Genomic DNA, 16,308 nt, shown 5'->3' with positions numbered 1-16,308 from the left:
AAAACTTATTTTAGCATCATCATATTTCACACTTTCAAGCATGGAAGTTACAGTAAAAGAGGACGGAAAGTTCAAATTTATTGAGGAAGGGGAAGGGGAAGTGCTCATGCTGTTACATGGCTTGTTTGGTGCCTTAAGTAATTTTAAAGGTATACTTCAACAGTTCCATACCAGGTATAAAGTAGTAATTCCATTATTGCCAATTTATGAAATGCCTATCCTTGATGCAACCGTAAAGGGTTTGGTTCGTCATGTAGAACGGTTTGTTAACTACCGTGATTACGAGTCAATGATAATACTGGGAAATTCTTTAGGGGGGCATATTGCACAGTTATACGCACTTGAAGAACCTGATAAAGTTAAAGCAATGGTTTTAACAGGAAGTTCCGGTTTATTTGAAAATTCCCTGGGTGGCTCCTTTCCTAAACGAGGTGACTATGAGTATATAAAAAATAAAACTGAGTATACCTTCTATAATCCAAAAACAGCATCTAAAGAATTGGTGGATGAAGTATATGACATTTGCAATAACAGGCTGAAAGCTATAAGAGTTATTTCCATGGCCAAGTCTGCAATGCGGGAAAATTTAGGAGGTCAGCTGCATAAACTTATCATGCCTGTTTTATTAATTTGGGGAAAACAGGACCAGATCACGCCACCCTTTGTAGGCGAAGAATTTCATAAGCTTTTGTCAAACTCTGAATTTATAATGGTGGATGAATGCGGACATGCACCAATGATGGAAAAACCCGAAGAGTTTAATCTACTACTGGATGAGTTTCTTCAAAAATTAAATGTTGTTGCCTGATGAAAGCTATTGATCTTTTATCCAATACCATTCCCCCGCTGAAAACGTCGGATAACGGTTCAAAAGCTTTGCGTATCATGAGCGAGCTGCACATAATGCACCTTCCTATAGTTAATGAACAGCAGCTTTTGGGCTTAATCTCCGAAGATGATATTTTAAATGTACATGGAGAGGATGCTCCAATAGGGAGCTTACCACTCTCCTTTATTCGCCCTTTTATTCGGGATCATGAGCATTTATTCGAAGTGCTTAAAGTGGCAACGGAATTTAAGCTTTCAGCAGTACCTGTTATAGATAGTGAAGAAAATTATCTTGGATCCATAACCCGTGAGATGCTGCTTGACTGTATAGCGACCGAGACGGATATCCTCGAACCGGGAGGCATCATCGTGCTCGAATTAAATATTAAAGATTATTCATTAGCCGAAATTGCGCGTATTGTAGAATCGGACCATATTAAAATTCTCAGTGTATTTGCAGGATCAAATTTTGATTCCAACAAAATGGAATTAACCCTTAAAGTCAATCAGACCGATCTGCAGCCGCTTATAGCTTCATTTAACCGTCATAACTACAAAGTAAAGGAGACCTTCCAGGAACCTGAATACTTCGATAACATCAAAGACCGCTATGATGCACTTATGAACTATCTTAATATCTGATGTTTCTTAACCTATAAAAGATGGATTGATTTGCTGCGGCAACGATTTTTTCCCGCCTGTTTACTCAGTGTATTTTACAACCAATTTTTAATCTGCGTCCTCTTTGTTTTTAATATAGCTGTAGCTGCTGCTCAGATCAGTCCTGGAAATACTACAGATTCTATTGCCGGAAATTATCTTATTATCAATCAGATATTGATTGAAGGAAATCACCGGACTAAACCCCAGGTTATAGAAAGGCAATTAACATTCAGGCAAGGTGATACCATACAGTTTGACGGATTAATGAAAGAAATGGAGATAAGTAAAAACCACTTGCTGAATATAGGATTGTTTAATACAGTGGTTCTGAATATAAAAAATTGGAAAGATCAAACAGCTGATATCGTAGTAATTGTAACCGAGCGGTGGTATATTTTTCCTGTACCAGTTATTCATTTATACGACCGGAATTTTAATGTGTGGTGGGTGGATCATGATCACCAGCTAAAGTGGCTGCAGCTTGGCGTAAAGTTCCTGCAGCAAAATTTTCGGGGCAGAGATGAAGATCTCTCCCTAACTGCCCTTTTCGGGTTTGCCCGCACATTTGATCTGCAATACAATGTTCCTTATTTTGACCAAAAGCAAAAAAATGGTTTTCGATTTGTAGGCGCTTTTAATCAAACCCGGAATATTACTTACCAGGATTCTGCAAACAGAGAACTGATCTATGAAAATATAGACCTGTTTCAGCGAAGATCGTTAAAGCTGCAGGTTGATCTATTTCATAATCCACGTTTTAACTATAAATCCATTTTTTCACTAGGCTATTTCAATAATTCAATAAATGACACCATCACGCATCTAAATCCTGACTATTTCCTGGGAGCGCGATCCGGCCAACAATACCTCTATGCCAGAGCCACATTTATCCGGGATTTTCGGGATATTGTAGCCTACCCTCTTTCAGGAAGTTATTCTGAAGTTTCATTAGAGAAATTCGGCTTGGGGCTTCTCGATGATGTGAATATATTTTCAGTTACCGGAATCTATAACAAATACTTTCCACTGGGTAAAAAATGGTATATGTCATCCCACAATAAATTAAAAATTTCATTTCCCGGTTTGCAGCCGCTCAATTTAGAGCGCGGAATTGGATATAAAAGTGAATATTTACCAGGGTATGAATACTATGTAATAGACGGCCCTCAGTATGGTTACACCAAGTTGGATCTGAAAAATCAACTATTTAAGATCAATTTGCCTGTTCCCGGAAAGAGTATTTTTTATAACAATTCCGAAATTCCGCTTACCATTTATACGCGTGCATTTCTTAATGCAGGATATGTGAGAAATAAGTTTCTGAATGGTGAAAATAAATTAAACAATACCTTACTTTTTAGTGGAGGAATAGGGTTAGACTTTCATTTTATTTATGATACTACCTTACGTGTAGAATATTCGGTTAATGGACTTGGCGAGAAGGGTTTGTTTCTGCATGCCTATTCTTTTTTCTAAAGCCATAAACTCAGGGTTGGAATTTTAAAAAAATTGATAATATATCTTGTATAAAAAAAGAATTTAGAATTGTTAATTTTTTCAATATAAAATGAACATCGCGCTTTATTGCCGTAACATCAAGGAGGCGGATATGCCTGTGCTGCAGAAAATTCTGGACACACTATCCAAAAGAAAAATCGGCGTCTTTATTTATAAAGATTTTTTTGAGAGTGTCTGGAAACAAATAAAGACCAGGTCGGGTATAAGCACTTTTTCATCGCATGAGGATATTGAGAATACTGTTGATTACATGTTTTCCCTCGGTGGTGATGGTACTTTGCTTGACACGATATGTTTTGTCAGGCACCATATGATACCTGTAATGGGGATAAACATTGGTCGCCTCGGTTTTCTGGCCAATATTGGCAAAGAAAATATTGAAGCTGCAATAGATGCCATAGAAAAAGGATCGTATGTGCTTGATAAAAGAACAATGGTAGAGCTGGAATCAAACAAGCCACTTTTTAGTGATGTGCCCTATGCCCTGAATGATATCACCATTCATAAAAAGGATACCTCTGCCATGATCACCATTCATACCTATATAAATGGTGAGCTGCTGAATTCATATTGGGCAGACGGTTTAATTATTTCCACTCCAACGGGATCGACCGCTTACTCCCTAAGCTGCGGAGGACCTATTATAATGCCTACTTCTGAAAACTTTGTAATCACTCCCATAGCACCACATAACCTGAATGTGCGGCCTATGGTAGTATCTGATTCCAGTGTCATCTCTTTTGAAATTGAAGGTCGCTTTGAAAAATTTCTTTGCACTCTCGATTCCCGAACGGAGCCTATTGACAGCTCTTATCAGCTTGCAGTTAAAAAAAGCGACCATATCATCTCTCTTGTTCGTTTAAGTGATCATCCGTTTCTTGACACTATCCGCAGAAAATTAATGTGGGGCGCCGATGCAAGAAAATAGGTTTGCTGCTGTTCTACTACCCTGATAATTGCTATCCTGATTAAAAATAAATGCACGGTTCGTGCGTTATCGGTCCATATTTCCATTTAACTATTTCATCCTCACATCTTCACTGTGCAATTGAATAAAATTATTTTAATTACCTGCTGCTTTCTTTTGGTTTTTTCGTATAAATTGTTGGCTCAGCAACAGGATCTCGGAGCATGGATAGGTAGTGCAAATTATTTTGGCGATTTAAATACTTCTACCAATTTTCGGTTTATAAATCCTGCAGGAGGAATTTTTTATCGTTATAATATTGATGACCGTATCTCCGTAAGAGCAAATCTTGGAGGGGGCAGAATATGGGCCAGTGATAATTATTCTGAAAATTATTATGAGCGTAACAGGAATTTGAGCTTTTTCTCCCCCATTCTGGAGACCAGTGCTGGTTTCGAATTCAATTTTCTGCAATTTAACACCAATGATTACAGGCATCCTTTTACGCCTTACGTTATGGCTGGCTTTGGTGGATTTTACTTTAATCCATCCGTAAAATATCAGGGTGTTGTGTATCACCTGCAAAATTTAGGTACGGAAGGACAAGGGTACCCTGAATACCCGGCTATTACACCTTACCACCGTGTCAGCAGCACTTTTATTGTAGGTGGTGGCTTTAAGTACCGCTTGCAGCATTCCTTAGGTTTGCAATTAGAAGCCGCCGTGAGAAAAACTTCCACAGATTACCTTGATGATGTAAGCGGTGTCTACGCTGATCCGGCGGTACTTTTGCATGAAGGAGGCCCTGTAGCGGCCCATCTTGCAGACCCTTCAGTAGAAGTGATTGATAACCCTATTGGAGTCCCAGGAAAAATGAGAGGCGATGTCTCAAAGAATGATAATTATTTATTTATAGGTATTGGAATTTTTTATACACTTAATCCCTCGAAATGTCCGTCTCCCGAGGGTCGTTAGTAAGATTCTGCCATTAAAATCTTTGATACTTGCTAACTTGCACCCTGAATATTTAGCCCTCATGTCGCTGATTGAGTACATTGATAAAGAACGTTTACCAAAACACGTTGCCATAATTATGGATGGTAATGGACGCTGGGCTAAACGGCACGGGGAGCAACGCATCTTTGGGCATCAGCATGGAGTCGAAGCCGTACGCGCAGCCACGGAAGGCAGTGCAGAGATGGGCATACAATATTTAACTCTATATGCTTTTTCGACAGAAAATTGGGCACGGCCAAAATATGAAGTTGATGCATTAATGGAGCTGATGGTGGAAACCATTTCCAAAGAGATTAATACCTTAATGAATAACAATGTTCGGTTGAAGACTATTGGTGATATTGATTCTCTTCCTCAGAAATGTTATAATGAATTGAACCTGGCAATGGAAGAATCAAAAAATAATTCAGGTCTCACCCTGATCATTGCCCTTAACTATAGTTCAAGGTGGGAGATAACTCAGGCAATGAAGAAAATTGCATTTGATGTGAAGCTTGGGAAAGTTCACCCTGAAACCATAAATGAAGAAACTGTAATCCATTATTTGGATACAAAAGATTTTCCGGATCCGGAATTAATGATACGTACAAGCGGGGAGCAGCGTTTAAGCAATTATCTGCTATGGCAATTAGCATATTCAGAACTATATTTTACGCCCGTTTTATGGCCCGATTTCAGGAAAGAAGATTTACATGAGGCACTGATTGAATTTCAAAAAAGGGAACGCCGTTTTGGAAAAACAGGTGAACAGGTACAACTAAAATGATGCTATTTTTAAGATTAATATTACTTGCATTTTTAACCAATATTGGTTTGACCGTTTCTGCTCAAACCAATCCTGTTGATTCTTTACCACTTAATTCTTCAGCAGTTGATTCTCCCGCTATAAATACTGCAGGAATTGATTCTCCACTCACTCATCCGGCAACCGGTGATTCCGTAACAGTCGATTATTCGAACCCAAAAGAATACACTCTTGCAGGTATTACTGTTACGGGCACTCAATACCTTGACAAAGATATTTTAATAGCATTATCCGGTTTAAAGGTGGGTGATAAAATAGATATCCCGGGTTCACAAATAAGCAAAGCCATTCAAAATTTATGGAAGCAAGATCTTTTTGCCGATGTAAAAATTTTTGCTGAAAGATTCGAAGGAAGTAATATCTATATCAACATTAAGCTTGAGGAGCGTCCAAGGCTTTCTGGCTTTACATTCAGGGGAATAAAGAAATCTGAACAGGATGATCTCAGGGATAAAATAAAATTAAATAAGGGGAAAGTCCTGACAGATAATGTAAAGGTAAACACCATTAATACGATCAAAGGCTTTTATAACGATAAAGGTTTTTTGCATTCGAAGGTAACAGTAGAAGCGGTGCCCGATAGCTCTCAACAGAACAGTATGCTTTTTGTCATTTTCATTGATAAGGGAAACCGTGTAAAAATTGATAATATTGATTTCACCGGCAATAAGGCGGTTAGTACCGGGAAGTTGCATCGCTTAATGAAAAAAACAAAAGAAAATCCATGGTATTCGATTTTCACCGTCTCAAAGTATAAGGCTAAAGAATACGAAACTGATAAAGAAAAAATTCTGACCTATTATGCTTCAAAGGGTTACCGGGATGCGCACATTGTGTCAGACACCGTATATGAAAACCCCTCTACCGGGAATTTAAAAATAGAAATCAATTTGTTTGAAGGGAACAAATATTATTTCCACAATATCACATGGAGTGGTAATACCAAGTATGCGGCCTCACGTCTTGACTCTGTGCTGCGCGTGCATAAAGGAGATGTTTATGATGAAAGTTACCTCCAAAAACGCCTCAATGGAGATCCCAATGGAAGCGATGTATCCTCCTTATACCAGGACGATGGATATCTTTTTTTCCAGGTTAACCCGGTTGAAGTGGGAGTTACAGGCGATTCTATTGATCTTGAAATGCGTATTTATGAAGGCCCTCAGGCTACCATCGATAATGTTACCATTGAAGGAAATACGAAAACACATGAGCATGTAGTACGAAGAGTAATCAGAACAGTTCCCGGTGAAAAATTCAGCCGTGCAGATGTAATTCGAACCCAGCGCGAAATTGCTACACTTGGATTTTTTGATCCTGAAAAAATTGGAATTAATCCCTTACCTCATCCGGAATCAGGAACGGTAGATATGGTCTATTCGGTTCAGGAAAAACCATCAGACCAGGTAGAATTATCGGCTGGCTTCAGTCCGGGTTATGGCGTAATCGGATCTATCGGCATCCGGTTTACGAACTTCTCCATCGGAAGTATATTTAAACCAGATGCCTGGAGGCCACTACCTTCCGGCGATGGCCAGGTCTTTTCGATACGCGCTCAATCAACCGGAAAAACATCGCAGTCCTTAAGCGTGAGCTTTACGGAACCGTGGCTGGGTGGTAAAAAACCGAATTCATTTAACGTTGGAATTTTCGGTGAAAGGTATACGAATGGTTATTCGAGAGAAGACATTCGCTACGGTCAGATTGTAGCCATAGGCGGCAGCCTGGGTTTAGGGAAGCAATTGCATTGGCCTGATGATTACTTTACACTGGTATCTACGCTTACTGCTCAGAATTATAACTTAAAGAATTATACGCAGTTCGACTTTGCCTTTAATACCGGAAATGCTCATGAGATCTATCTAAAGGAAACGTTTGGAAGGAATAGTGAAGGCCCCGATTTTACTTTTCCAAAATGGGGATCAAACTTTAACATAAGCCTTGCAGTAACTCCTCCTTATTCTCTTTTCAGCAATAAAAATTATTCAACCGTTAATGTCGAGGAAAAATACCGCTGGGTGGAGTTTCACAAATGGAATTTCCAGGCGGAATGGTACAATAATCCGTTTGGTAAGTTCGTATTAAGGGCCCAGGCTAAAGGTGGCTATCTGGGCTATTATAATTCACAAATAGGGCTCACCAGCTTTGAGCGGTTTAAAATTGGAGGAAACGGGATTCCCGAAAACACGTTCACGGGCATCGATGTTATCGGCCAGCGCGGGTACGATAACGCATACATAAGCAATGCTGCCATATATAATAAATACACGCTGGAACTCAGGTATCCTTTCAGCACTAACCCAAGCGCATTTATTTATGGAACCTTATGGCTTGAGGCAGGAAATGGCTGGTACAACTTTCGATCTTATGATCCGTTTAATTTACGGCGCGCTGCAGGATTTGGAGTACGTGTGTTTCTTCCGATTTTTGGGATTGTTGGATTTGATTATGGATGGGGATTAGATCCAGGGCCGGGTAATCCGATAAAGGGGGCCTTTAATATCGTTCTTGGATTCGAACCGGAATAATATTTAACAGCTAAAATTTATTCTTTTTGGATACAAAATTGACTATCCAACCGTTAACTGAGATATTATGAAAAAAATTTTGTCAATATGCCTGATACTGTTGCTTAGTGCCTGCTCCCTCTTTGCGCAACGTCTTGCTTATGTTGATATTGATTATGTTTTGAAAAATATTCCTGAATACAGTAATGCTCAGAAGCAACTCGATGATATTGCAGGCGTCTGGCAGAAAGAGATTGATGACAAGTACATAGAGATCGATAAGCTGTACAAATCATTGCAGGCAGAAGAAGTTTTACTCACCGATGATATGAAACAGGAGCGGCAAAAAGAAATCGATAATAAGGAAAAAGCAGCGAAAGATCTGCAAAGACATCGTTTCGGATACCAGGGTGATCTTTTTAAAAAAAGACAGGAGCTTATTCAACCCGTTCAGGATAGAGTTTATGATGCCATTCAAAAAATTGCCAATACTAAATCTTATGATTTTGTTCTTGATAAATCAAGTGGTACTGTGGTTCTTTTTGCCAGTTCAAAATTGAACATCAGTGATCAGGTACTTCAGTCATTAGGCTATTCAGCGAATAATAGAGGAGATAAGCACAATACTTCCAACGAAAGCAATACCAAATCAACCGGCAAACCAGGTACAAAGGAAACGCAACCGACCCCAGTTAACGAAAATACCGATCAGATTAATTCAACTGTTAATCCGTCAGGTACGCCTGTAAATGGCAATCCTTCTTATAACCCATCTGCAACAGATCAAAACAATACTCTTCCACAAACTACCCCCCAAAATAATACTACCAATCCAACCCCACCGAAAAATCCACCTCCAAAAAACACACCACCGAAGGGGAATTGAGATGAGTAATTAAAAAATTATATTTTTGCGCACTTTAAATGAGTGAGTATCAGGGAAGTTCTTTTAACCTATAAAATCAAATCTGAAAAAAAATGAAGTTTCTTTCTTATCTTTTTATGGCAATGCTTCTGTCAGGAGCTATCTCTTGCCAGGCTCAAACGCCAAAACTGGGACATATTAATTCGGCTGACTTATTAGCTGCAATGCCGGAAGTAAAAAAAGCAGATTCTTCTTTGCAAGGGTATCAGAAAACCCTGGAAGACCAGAATCAAACCATGTTAACTGAATATCAGCAAAAGGTTCAGGATTTTCAAAAAAGCGGGCAATCATGGACTGATGCAGTTAAGGAGGTAAAGCAATCCGAGATTCAGGATCTTCAAGGTCGCATCCAGGATTTTCAACAGACCGCTCAGGACAAACTGCAAACCAAAAAGCAGGAAATCTATGCACCTATATTGAAAAAGGCTGAAGACACTATTAAACAGGTGGCTAAAGACAATAATTACAGCTATGTGTTTGATACCAGTGCGGGTGCGGTAGTCTATTTTCCGGATACGGATGATTTAATGACTCTGGTTAAGAAAAAATTAGGTTTAAAATAATTAGATCAGGTGATAGTAAAATGCAAACGTTCATTTGAACTCTAATCCAATTGGAATATTTGATTCTGGCATTGGCGGCTTAACGGTCGCCAATGCTGTTTTAAAGCAGTTGCCCGGAGAGCAGATCATTTATTTCGGTGATACTGCACATCTGCCCTATGGAGATAAATCTTCCGAAGCCATACAGCACTACTCCACCCGTATCAGTGATTTTTTACTGGAACAAAACTGCAAAGTCATCCTGATCGCCTGTAACACTGCTTCTGCTGCCGCATTTGATGCAGTAAAATCCCATGTTGGTGAGAGGGTGCCCGTATTGAATGTTATTGATCCCGTGGTGGAATCCATTACGGCAGATAAATCGTTAACAAAAGTGGGGATTATAGGTACTAAAGGGACTATTAAATCCGGGGTGTATGAACAGAAGCTAAAGATTTCACGACCAGACCTGGAGGTTGTACCTCTTGCAACTGCCCTTCTGGCTTCTATGATTGAAGCCGGCTTTTATAATAACAGCATCAGCCAGGCAATTATTAATTCTTATCTCGCGTATCCTGACTTCAGTAATATCCAGGCAATGGTATTAGCTTGTACGCACTACCCTTTAATAGAAAAAGAGGTTTCTTCATTCTTTAACCACCGGATAAAAATATTTGAGTCAACCGTTTTGGTGGCGGAAAACATAAAAAGGTTATTAGAAGAAAAGGACTTATTAAGTAACAGAAACAAAGGTTCACACCGTTTTTTTGTATCGGATTTCACAGATTCCTTTGAGCAAACAACAAAAGTTTTTTTTCAGGAAAAAATTCATCTGGAACACGCTCCTGTTCGGGATTGATCATCTCTGAGAGCCATAAACCAGATCTATAGATTAATCAAGCTGCTCCAGTAGCCATTGTATTTGATTCTTAAGCAGTGGTTTATCATTAACCTTTTTAAAACCGGAGAAATTATTATAATTCTCCAAAGCTCTCTTCAGGTCAATCTCACTCTGAGATTCAGAATAATATAATTTTTTCTGAAAATAATATTCGGATAAATATTCCTGTTCTGCTTGATCCGGCGTGGGAATAAAAATTGCTTTTTTCTGTAATGCAGCTATATCCATAACAGTGCTGTATCCAGGGCGCGTTATTACAACCTCTGAAGAAAGAATGGCCTCATTCAATAATCCTGAATTCATAAAATCCACTTTGCTGAAATTTGGATGCAATTCAATGGTTTCATTCCTTTCAGGTATCCCCCTTACCATAAGGAATTTAAAGGTGATTCCGGATGAATTATTTATCAATTCCAGAATTTTTTGGGTAAGTATTTTTTCGATAAAGGATCGTTGCGGCTCGGGGCCGGAGAGCAAAATAAGCACGTCCCGTTTCTTTTTTGTCTGGTAAAAACTCAGACGGCTTATAGGTCCTATATAATTAGTACTCTTTGGTAGAAAACTACTATGACCAAGATCTCCGGAAAGATTTTCTTCTCCCTCATAATCAGGAATCCAGCAGCAGTAAAATTTATTAATAAGGTATTGGTTAATTCGGTTTGCAGGTTTTCCAAGCCATTTAAAACCTTTGGGAGCCATTAAAAAAACCTGGTGAATTATTAAGATGCACGGAATTTTATCGGAATATAAACCATAGCGATTATCGGAAATTATGGCATCAATATCTTCGTCTCTTATTATTCTTTTTATCGCACGATGTTCACGTATCCCAGACAAAATAATTTGAGGAAGCTGAAAAATTAGGTTCCACACTAAATGACCAGTAACAGGATACCGGGTGGTATGTCCTGGTAATAAAATACACCTTAGTGATGGGAATTCTTTCTGTAACAAAAGCAATGAACCGCCATTTCCGGCTATTAGAACATTCACTTCCTGCTTTAGCAATTCGCGAATAACAGGTATACAGCGTGATGCATGGCCTAATCCCCAATTTAATGGTGCTACTATTATTTTCTTTTTTCTTTTCATAATAAGCCAGGCTTATATAGCTAAAAGTTCGTCATTTGAAATATTGCTGTTTGTTTGTTTCCAATGCAACTGTTCAATGATTCCGTAATTATTAATGCACAAAGGCAGTTTGCGGTAAAAGAATACAATTGGACTATTTACCCAAAAATTAAAAGTTAAGGTGATAAAAAAAATAGCAATAAATGATTGGATGATTTTTCTTTAGCCCCATATTTGCATACGGAATCATTCTTTTAACAAACTCAATTCTATGAAAACAAATTTTTTTACAATTATAGTTTTTGCTCTAATTGCCTCAGTTTCATTTAATGATACAAAGGCTCAAACAATTACCACACTTGCTTCGGGGTTCAATTCCCCTATTGGCATTACAAGAGATTTAAAAGGTAACCTTTGGATAAACGAACCTGGTACAGGGAACAATGATAGCAGGGTTTCCCTCGTAAAAACAAGCGGGAAAGTCTTTACCGCCATTACTGGTTTACCCTCATTTAAGGATACTGCAGTAGGAGAAACAGATGGCACCTGGCGCAGCTATTTTTTACCGGACGGCCGGGTATTAGTAGTGTCTGGCGGGGGTAATGATGTAAACGCCGCATCCCTGTTATATTTCGATTTTAAAGGATGGACTCCCGGTGTTGACTCACCAAAAACAGTAGCGGATGCACGCAGTGTAATTCATATTGGTGAATTTTTAATTAAGAATGGATTTACAGATACGAATCCTTTTGATGTTGCCTGGGATTCTGCCGGGAATATATTTGTTTCTGATGCAGCAGCAAATGCTGTTCTGAAAGTGGATCAAAATGATTCCATTTCTGTTGTTGCAGTGTTTGACCCTATTCCTAATAATTATACTCCGTTTCCTCCTTTTATTGATCCGGTTCCAACCGTTATTAAATGGAATCCGGCCGGAGGCTTTTATCTGAGTTATTTAACAGGATTCCCTTTCGTACCCGGCATAGCGAGTGTAGTTAATTTAAATGAAAATGGAGATACTTCAACGTATGCGAGCAACCTGACCCAAGTAGTGGACATGCAGGTTGATTCTATTACTGGTAAAGTGTACGTTCTTCAATTTGGATTATATGATACCAGTTTTAACCCGATACCAGGTTCCGCTCAAATTATCCGTATTGATAGTGGCGGTAACCACACTATTGTACAGGGCTTTGGTCCCTCTGCCGGAATGGTAACTGATGGTGAAGGTGGATTTTATGTCACCTCTTTAATAACCGGAGAAATTTTGCACATTGCGGATATCGCTACCGGTGTTTCCAGCGTAAATTCTACCTCTCGTTTTAATATTATTGCTTCTCCAAACCCTTTCAGCGAGGTCACAACCATTCAATTTAATATCACTAATACTTCGGATGTTAAATTTTCGGTTGTTAATATAATGGGGGAAGAAGTGTTTTCACAAAACAAAGGATCATATACAGCAGGAAGCCATAACTTTTTATGGAATGGTAAAGGTACCGGTGAAAGAAGTTTAACACCTGGAATGTATTTTATTAAATTAATTACAAATGAAGGAATTCAAACTTCCGGAATTATTAAGAACTAAAATTTATTTTAATAATTTTAAAGCCAGCCACTGTTAAGGCTGGCTTTTTTTTGCGTTCCACATGTAACAATGTTTTTACATGATATCCCTATATTAACTAAATCATTTAACCTATGTATCAAATCTGGATTGCGTTTACGGTAAGTTTTTTAGTATCAGTTAGCGGTTATGCACAGCAAAAATCCTGTTGCAGCCTGCCTGCTGCTACTTCGCGTTTTGCATCGTTCGGTTCTGATCAGAAATTTTTAAGTGCGCATGAATCACCAATACCACTCGATTATAATGCCAGGGGAAGAATGATAACCTTTTCTACGCCCGATGGAAAAACAGGCAATGCTTATCTTGTTTCCGCCATAAGCAACACCAGCAATAGTTATCTATTTGTTTTTCATGAATGGTGGGGACTGAATGATTATGTGAAGCGCATGAGTGATTTATATTCAGACTCTCTAAAAAATGTGAATATAATAGCCCTTGACCTTTACGACGGTAAGGTTGCAACGGATGCCGAAGAAGCTGGAAAACTAATGAATGGACTAAATGAAAATCGTGTAAAGGCAATTATTGATGGTGCAATTTTATATGCCGGCAAGGATTCAAAGATTGCAACTATTGGCTGGTGTATGGGAGGAGGATGGAGCCTCCAGGGCGCTCTTGCTGCTGGCAGGCATGAAGCTGGATGTATTATGTTTTATGGAATGCCTGACAATGACGTGAATAAGTTGAAAACACTTAATAGTGATGTTCTATTTATCTGGGCTGATAAAGATCAGTGGATCAATGAAAAAGTGAAAGATGAATTTGTAAAGAATATGCAGGCCGCAGGTAAAAAACTTACTGTTAAAGAATACAATGAAGATCATGCTTTTGCCAATCCTTCAAACCCTCATTACAATCAGGCGAATGCGGCATCTGCACAACATATCTCAATAAATTATTTAAGAAGTTGTTTTCAATAGATACAACTGGAAGTAAATTAAATTTGCAGTTGAATAGGTATTTAATAAGTTTCCTTCTCAGTAAACTCTATTCCATATTCCTGCAATTCCTGCAAAACAGGCTCATAAATTTCCGCCATTACAGGAATGTGAACACCGGTTAATACAATCTTCTGCTGTATGAGAAGCTTAACCATAATGCCAAGAGGCAATCCCACTGTTTTTGCCATCGCTGTGCGGTGGGAGTTCTCACCTGGTAAAATCATTGTACTCACCAGCTCATGTTCTTTTTTCTGTAAATAATACTTCAATTCATGCCGCATCACTATCATATCGTTCTCATCGTCCAGCATTGCCCATTTTTTAATGATTAAATCCTCCATCACCTTGGCCGGAGTAGCCTCACTTAAAGGTATTTTCTCACGGCTGAATAATCCGAGCCATTTCAGCCTTTTTATAATTCTCCCTTCTTGCTTAACACCTAAAAATTTTGCTGTCCGTTCCTGCAATGGAGCATCTTTCCATTTTGTGTTTTCGGGAAGATAACCTGATAGCCATTCTCCATAGGAGATAGTATTCAGATCATGAAGACTATAGCTGTCATCCGTTAAACCTAATTGCACTACTGCATTCCATGCGGCACTATAGCCTTGCTTACGCAACGTAGTTCTGAGCAGTGTTTTAATTCCATTTAACTCATATTTAGAAATATAAGCCAGGGAATCACGGTTGGGATACGACTCAAATTTTCCATAATTTTTAATTTTAAATTTCCCTGTTTCTGTAAATAATCGATGATAGGGTACCAATTTCTTTTTTCCGTTTTCAAGATATTGCGCTGTACCTTTTCCTGCCATCACCACATTTTGCGGGTTCCATGTGATTTTATAATGCCATGGATTATTATCGGATTCCGGCGCTACCAATCCACCTGTTCCTGATTTAAAAGATGAAATAATTCCTTCATTATCTTTTACCTTATGGATCATTTTCATAGCACTCATATGATCAATGCCCGGATCAAGACCCATTTCACACATAAATAACAATCCATTCTCCTTTGCTGCACTATCCAGCATTTGCATTTCCGGAGTAACATATGATGCTGTAACCATTTGTTTTTTGAACTCAATACAATCTTTTGCAACGGCTAAATGCAAAGCAGGGGGAAGCAGTGATACGATAATATCCTTGTTTTGAATAATGTCCTTTCTCCCCTTCTCGTCATTAGCATTAAAATAAATGGCATTACCGTTTGGATGATTACCTACCTTAGATGCTGCTAACTTCAATGACAGATCTCCTACCGTAATTTTCGCATTCCATTCCATTGAATGGTCAAGCAGGTAGGTAATTAGCACGGTCGAGGAACGACCGGCTCCCAGCACGAGAATATTTTTCATACAAAAATTTCGTGCAAATGTAGCAGGAAACTGCCTTCGGTAATGTATACCGGTATATAACATGTACTACTTATCTATAACTTTGAACCGTTACGAAAAGTGTTTTATGGTTTTTAACTTAAAATACGATACTGAAAAGCTTATAACATTCGATAAAAAGTATTAAGTTAACCATGATTCAGGATAAGGAATTTCATTTTTCATTTAGGGAAATAGACGATATTACCGAGCTACCCCATGCTCTTCAGGAGTTGCTTGTACAATCAAAGAATGCCGTTAGTAACGCGTATGCACCTTATTCTGGCTTTAAGGTAGGGGCATCAGTATTGCTGGAAAATGGAACTATCGTAAGTGGAGGTAATCAGGAAAATGCTTCCTATCCCGTTGGCCTTTGTGCCGAAAGGGTCACTCTTTCTGCTGCTTCTGCTTTACATTCAAATAATGCAGTAGTGGCCCTTGCAGTTACAGCATGTGGGATTAATAGTCATATAGATAAACCGGTAGCCCCTTGTGGAATTTGCCGGCAAACCATTTTGGAATATGAAGAGCGTTTCAATAGAAATATTGAAATAATTTTGCAGGGAGAATCGGGAAAAATCTACTGGATTTTTTCAGTTAAAGATCTGCTTCCCCTCTATTTTGGAAACAATGATCTAACAAATACTAATCATTCATAACTGATTGGGTTCTGTGAA

General features: G+C 38.6%; 15 protein-coding genes. 13 read left to right on the top strand and 2 right to left on the bottom strand.

The features are described 5' to 3' along the window. Positions 1-40 precede the first annotated feature (40 nt). The 10 genes from H0W62_01335 to murI all read left to right on the top strand — a co-directional run bounded on the left by H0W62_01335 (position 41) and on the right by murI (position 10,571). Positions 41-808 carry an alpha/beta hydrolase gene (locus H0W62_01335; protein MBA3647189.1) on the top strand — a complete coding sequence of 256 codons (768 nt, stop codon included), beginning with the start codon at positions 41-43 and terminating at the stop codon, positions 806-808. After that, entirely contained in the window at positions 808-1,470 is a 663-nt protein-coding gene (locus tag H0W62_01330; GenBank protein ID MBA3647188.1) for a CBS domain-containing protein, read from the top strand. The genes H0W62_01335 and H0W62_01330 overlap by 1 nt, the downstream gene beginning before the upstream one ends. Before the next feature lie 30 nt (positions 1,471-1,500). Then, the gene (locus tag H0W62_01325; GenBank protein MBA3647187.1) at positions 1,501-2,967 is read left to right on the top strand and encodes a BamA/TamA family outer membrane protein; all 1,467 of its coding nucleotides are present in this window, start codon (positions 1,501-1,503) and stop codon (positions 2,965-2,967) included. Between the two features lie 91 nt (positions 2,968-3,058). After that, positions 3,059-3,937: an NAD kinase gene (locus H0W62_01320; GenBank protein ID MBA3647186.1), complete on the top strand. Its 879-nt coding sequence runs from the start codon at positions 3,059-3,061 to the stop codon at positions 3,935-3,937. 177 nt (positions 3,938-4,114) lie between these two features. Then, a complete protein-coding gene (locus tag H0W62_01315; GenBank protein ID MBA3647185.1) occupies positions 4,115-4,891 on the top strand; it encodes a hypothetical protein in 777 nt (258 codons plus the stop codon). Between the two features lie 61 nt (positions 4,892-4,952). Next, positions 4,953-5,699 carry an isoprenyl transferase gene (locus H0W62_01310; protein MBA3647184.1) on the top strand — a complete coding sequence of 249 codons (747 nt, stop codon included), beginning with the start codon at positions 4,953-4,955 and terminating at the stop codon, positions 5,697-5,699. Next, positions 5,696-8,266 (top strand): outer membrane protein assembly factor BamA, encoded by a 2,571-nt coding sequence (gene bamA, locus H0W62_01305; protein ID MBA3647183.1) that lies wholly within the window; start codon positions 5,696-5,698, stop codon positions 8,264-8,266. The genes H0W62_01310 and bamA overlap by 4 nt, the downstream gene beginning before the upstream one ends. A 67-nt stretch (positions 8,267-8,333) precedes the next feature. Then, on the top strand, positions 8,334-9,131 hold the full coding sequence (locus H0W62_01300) for an OmpH family outer membrane protein (GenBank protein MBA3647182.1): 798 nt from the start codon (positions 8,334-8,336) through the stop codon (positions 9,129-9,131). A 92-nt stretch (positions 9,132-9,223) separates the two neighbouring features. After that, positions 9,224-9,733 carry an OmpH family outer membrane protein gene (locus H0W62_01295; protein ID MBA3647181.1) on the top strand — a complete coding sequence of 170 codons (510 nt, stop codon included), beginning with the start codon at positions 9,224-9,226 and terminating at the stop codon, positions 9,731-9,733. 34 nt (positions 9,734-9,767) lie between these two features. Further along, positions 9,768-10,571, top strand: a complete 804-nt coding sequence (murI, locus tag H0W62_01290; protein MBA3647180.1) for a glutamate racemase — start codon at positions 9,768-9,770, stop codon at positions 10,569-10,571. Positions 10,572-10,604: 33 nt separating this feature from the next. Here murI and H0W62_01285 read toward each other — a convergent pair whose 3' ends face one another. After that, complete coding sequence (locus tag H0W62_01285) at positions 10,605-11,705, bottom strand: glycosyltransferase (protein MBA3647179.1); 1,101 nt, start codon at positions 11,703-11,705, stop codon at positions 10,605-10,607. Positions 11,706-11,955: 250 nt separating this feature from the next. On the opposite strand from H0W62_01285, the gene H0W62_01280 reads away from it, so the two are divergent. Further along, on the top strand, positions 11,956-13,272 hold the full coding sequence (locus H0W62_01280; GenBank protein ID MBA3647178.1) for a ScyD/ScyE family protein: 1,317 nt from the start codon (positions 11,956-11,958) through the stop codon (positions 13,270-13,272). Between the two features lie 113 nt (positions 13,273-13,385). Then, positions 13,386-14,231 carry a dienelactone hydrolase family protein gene (locus H0W62_01275; GenBank protein ID MBA3647177.1) on the top strand — a complete coding sequence of 282 codons (846 nt, stop codon included), beginning with the start codon at positions 13,386-13,388 and terminating at the stop codon, positions 14,229-14,231. A gap of 41 nt (positions 14,232-14,272) precedes the next feature. Here H0W62_01275 and H0W62_01270 read toward each other — a convergent pair whose 3' ends face one another. Next, entirely contained in the window at positions 14,273-15,613 is a 1,341-nt protein-coding gene (locus H0W62_01270; GenBank protein ID MBA3647176.1) for a saccharopine dehydrogenase NADP-binding domain-containing protein, read from the bottom strand. 173 nt (positions 15,614-15,786) lie between these two features. Between H0W62_01270 and H0W62_01265 the strand changes: the two genes are divergently transcribed. Then, complete coding sequence (locus H0W62_01265) at positions 15,787-16,290, top strand: cytidine deaminase (GenBank protein MBA3647175.1); 504 nt, start codon at positions 15,787-15,789, stop codon at positions 16,288-16,290. Positions 16,291-16,308 lie beyond the last annotated feature (18 nt).

Source organism: Chitinophagales bacterium, assembly GCA_013816805.1.
Lineage (GTDB): Bacteria > Bacteroidota > Bacteroidia > Chitinophagales > UBA10324 > MGR-bin340.
Note: the sequence above shows the minus strand (reverse complement) of the source record. Positions and strands in the feature narration are given on the sequence as shown.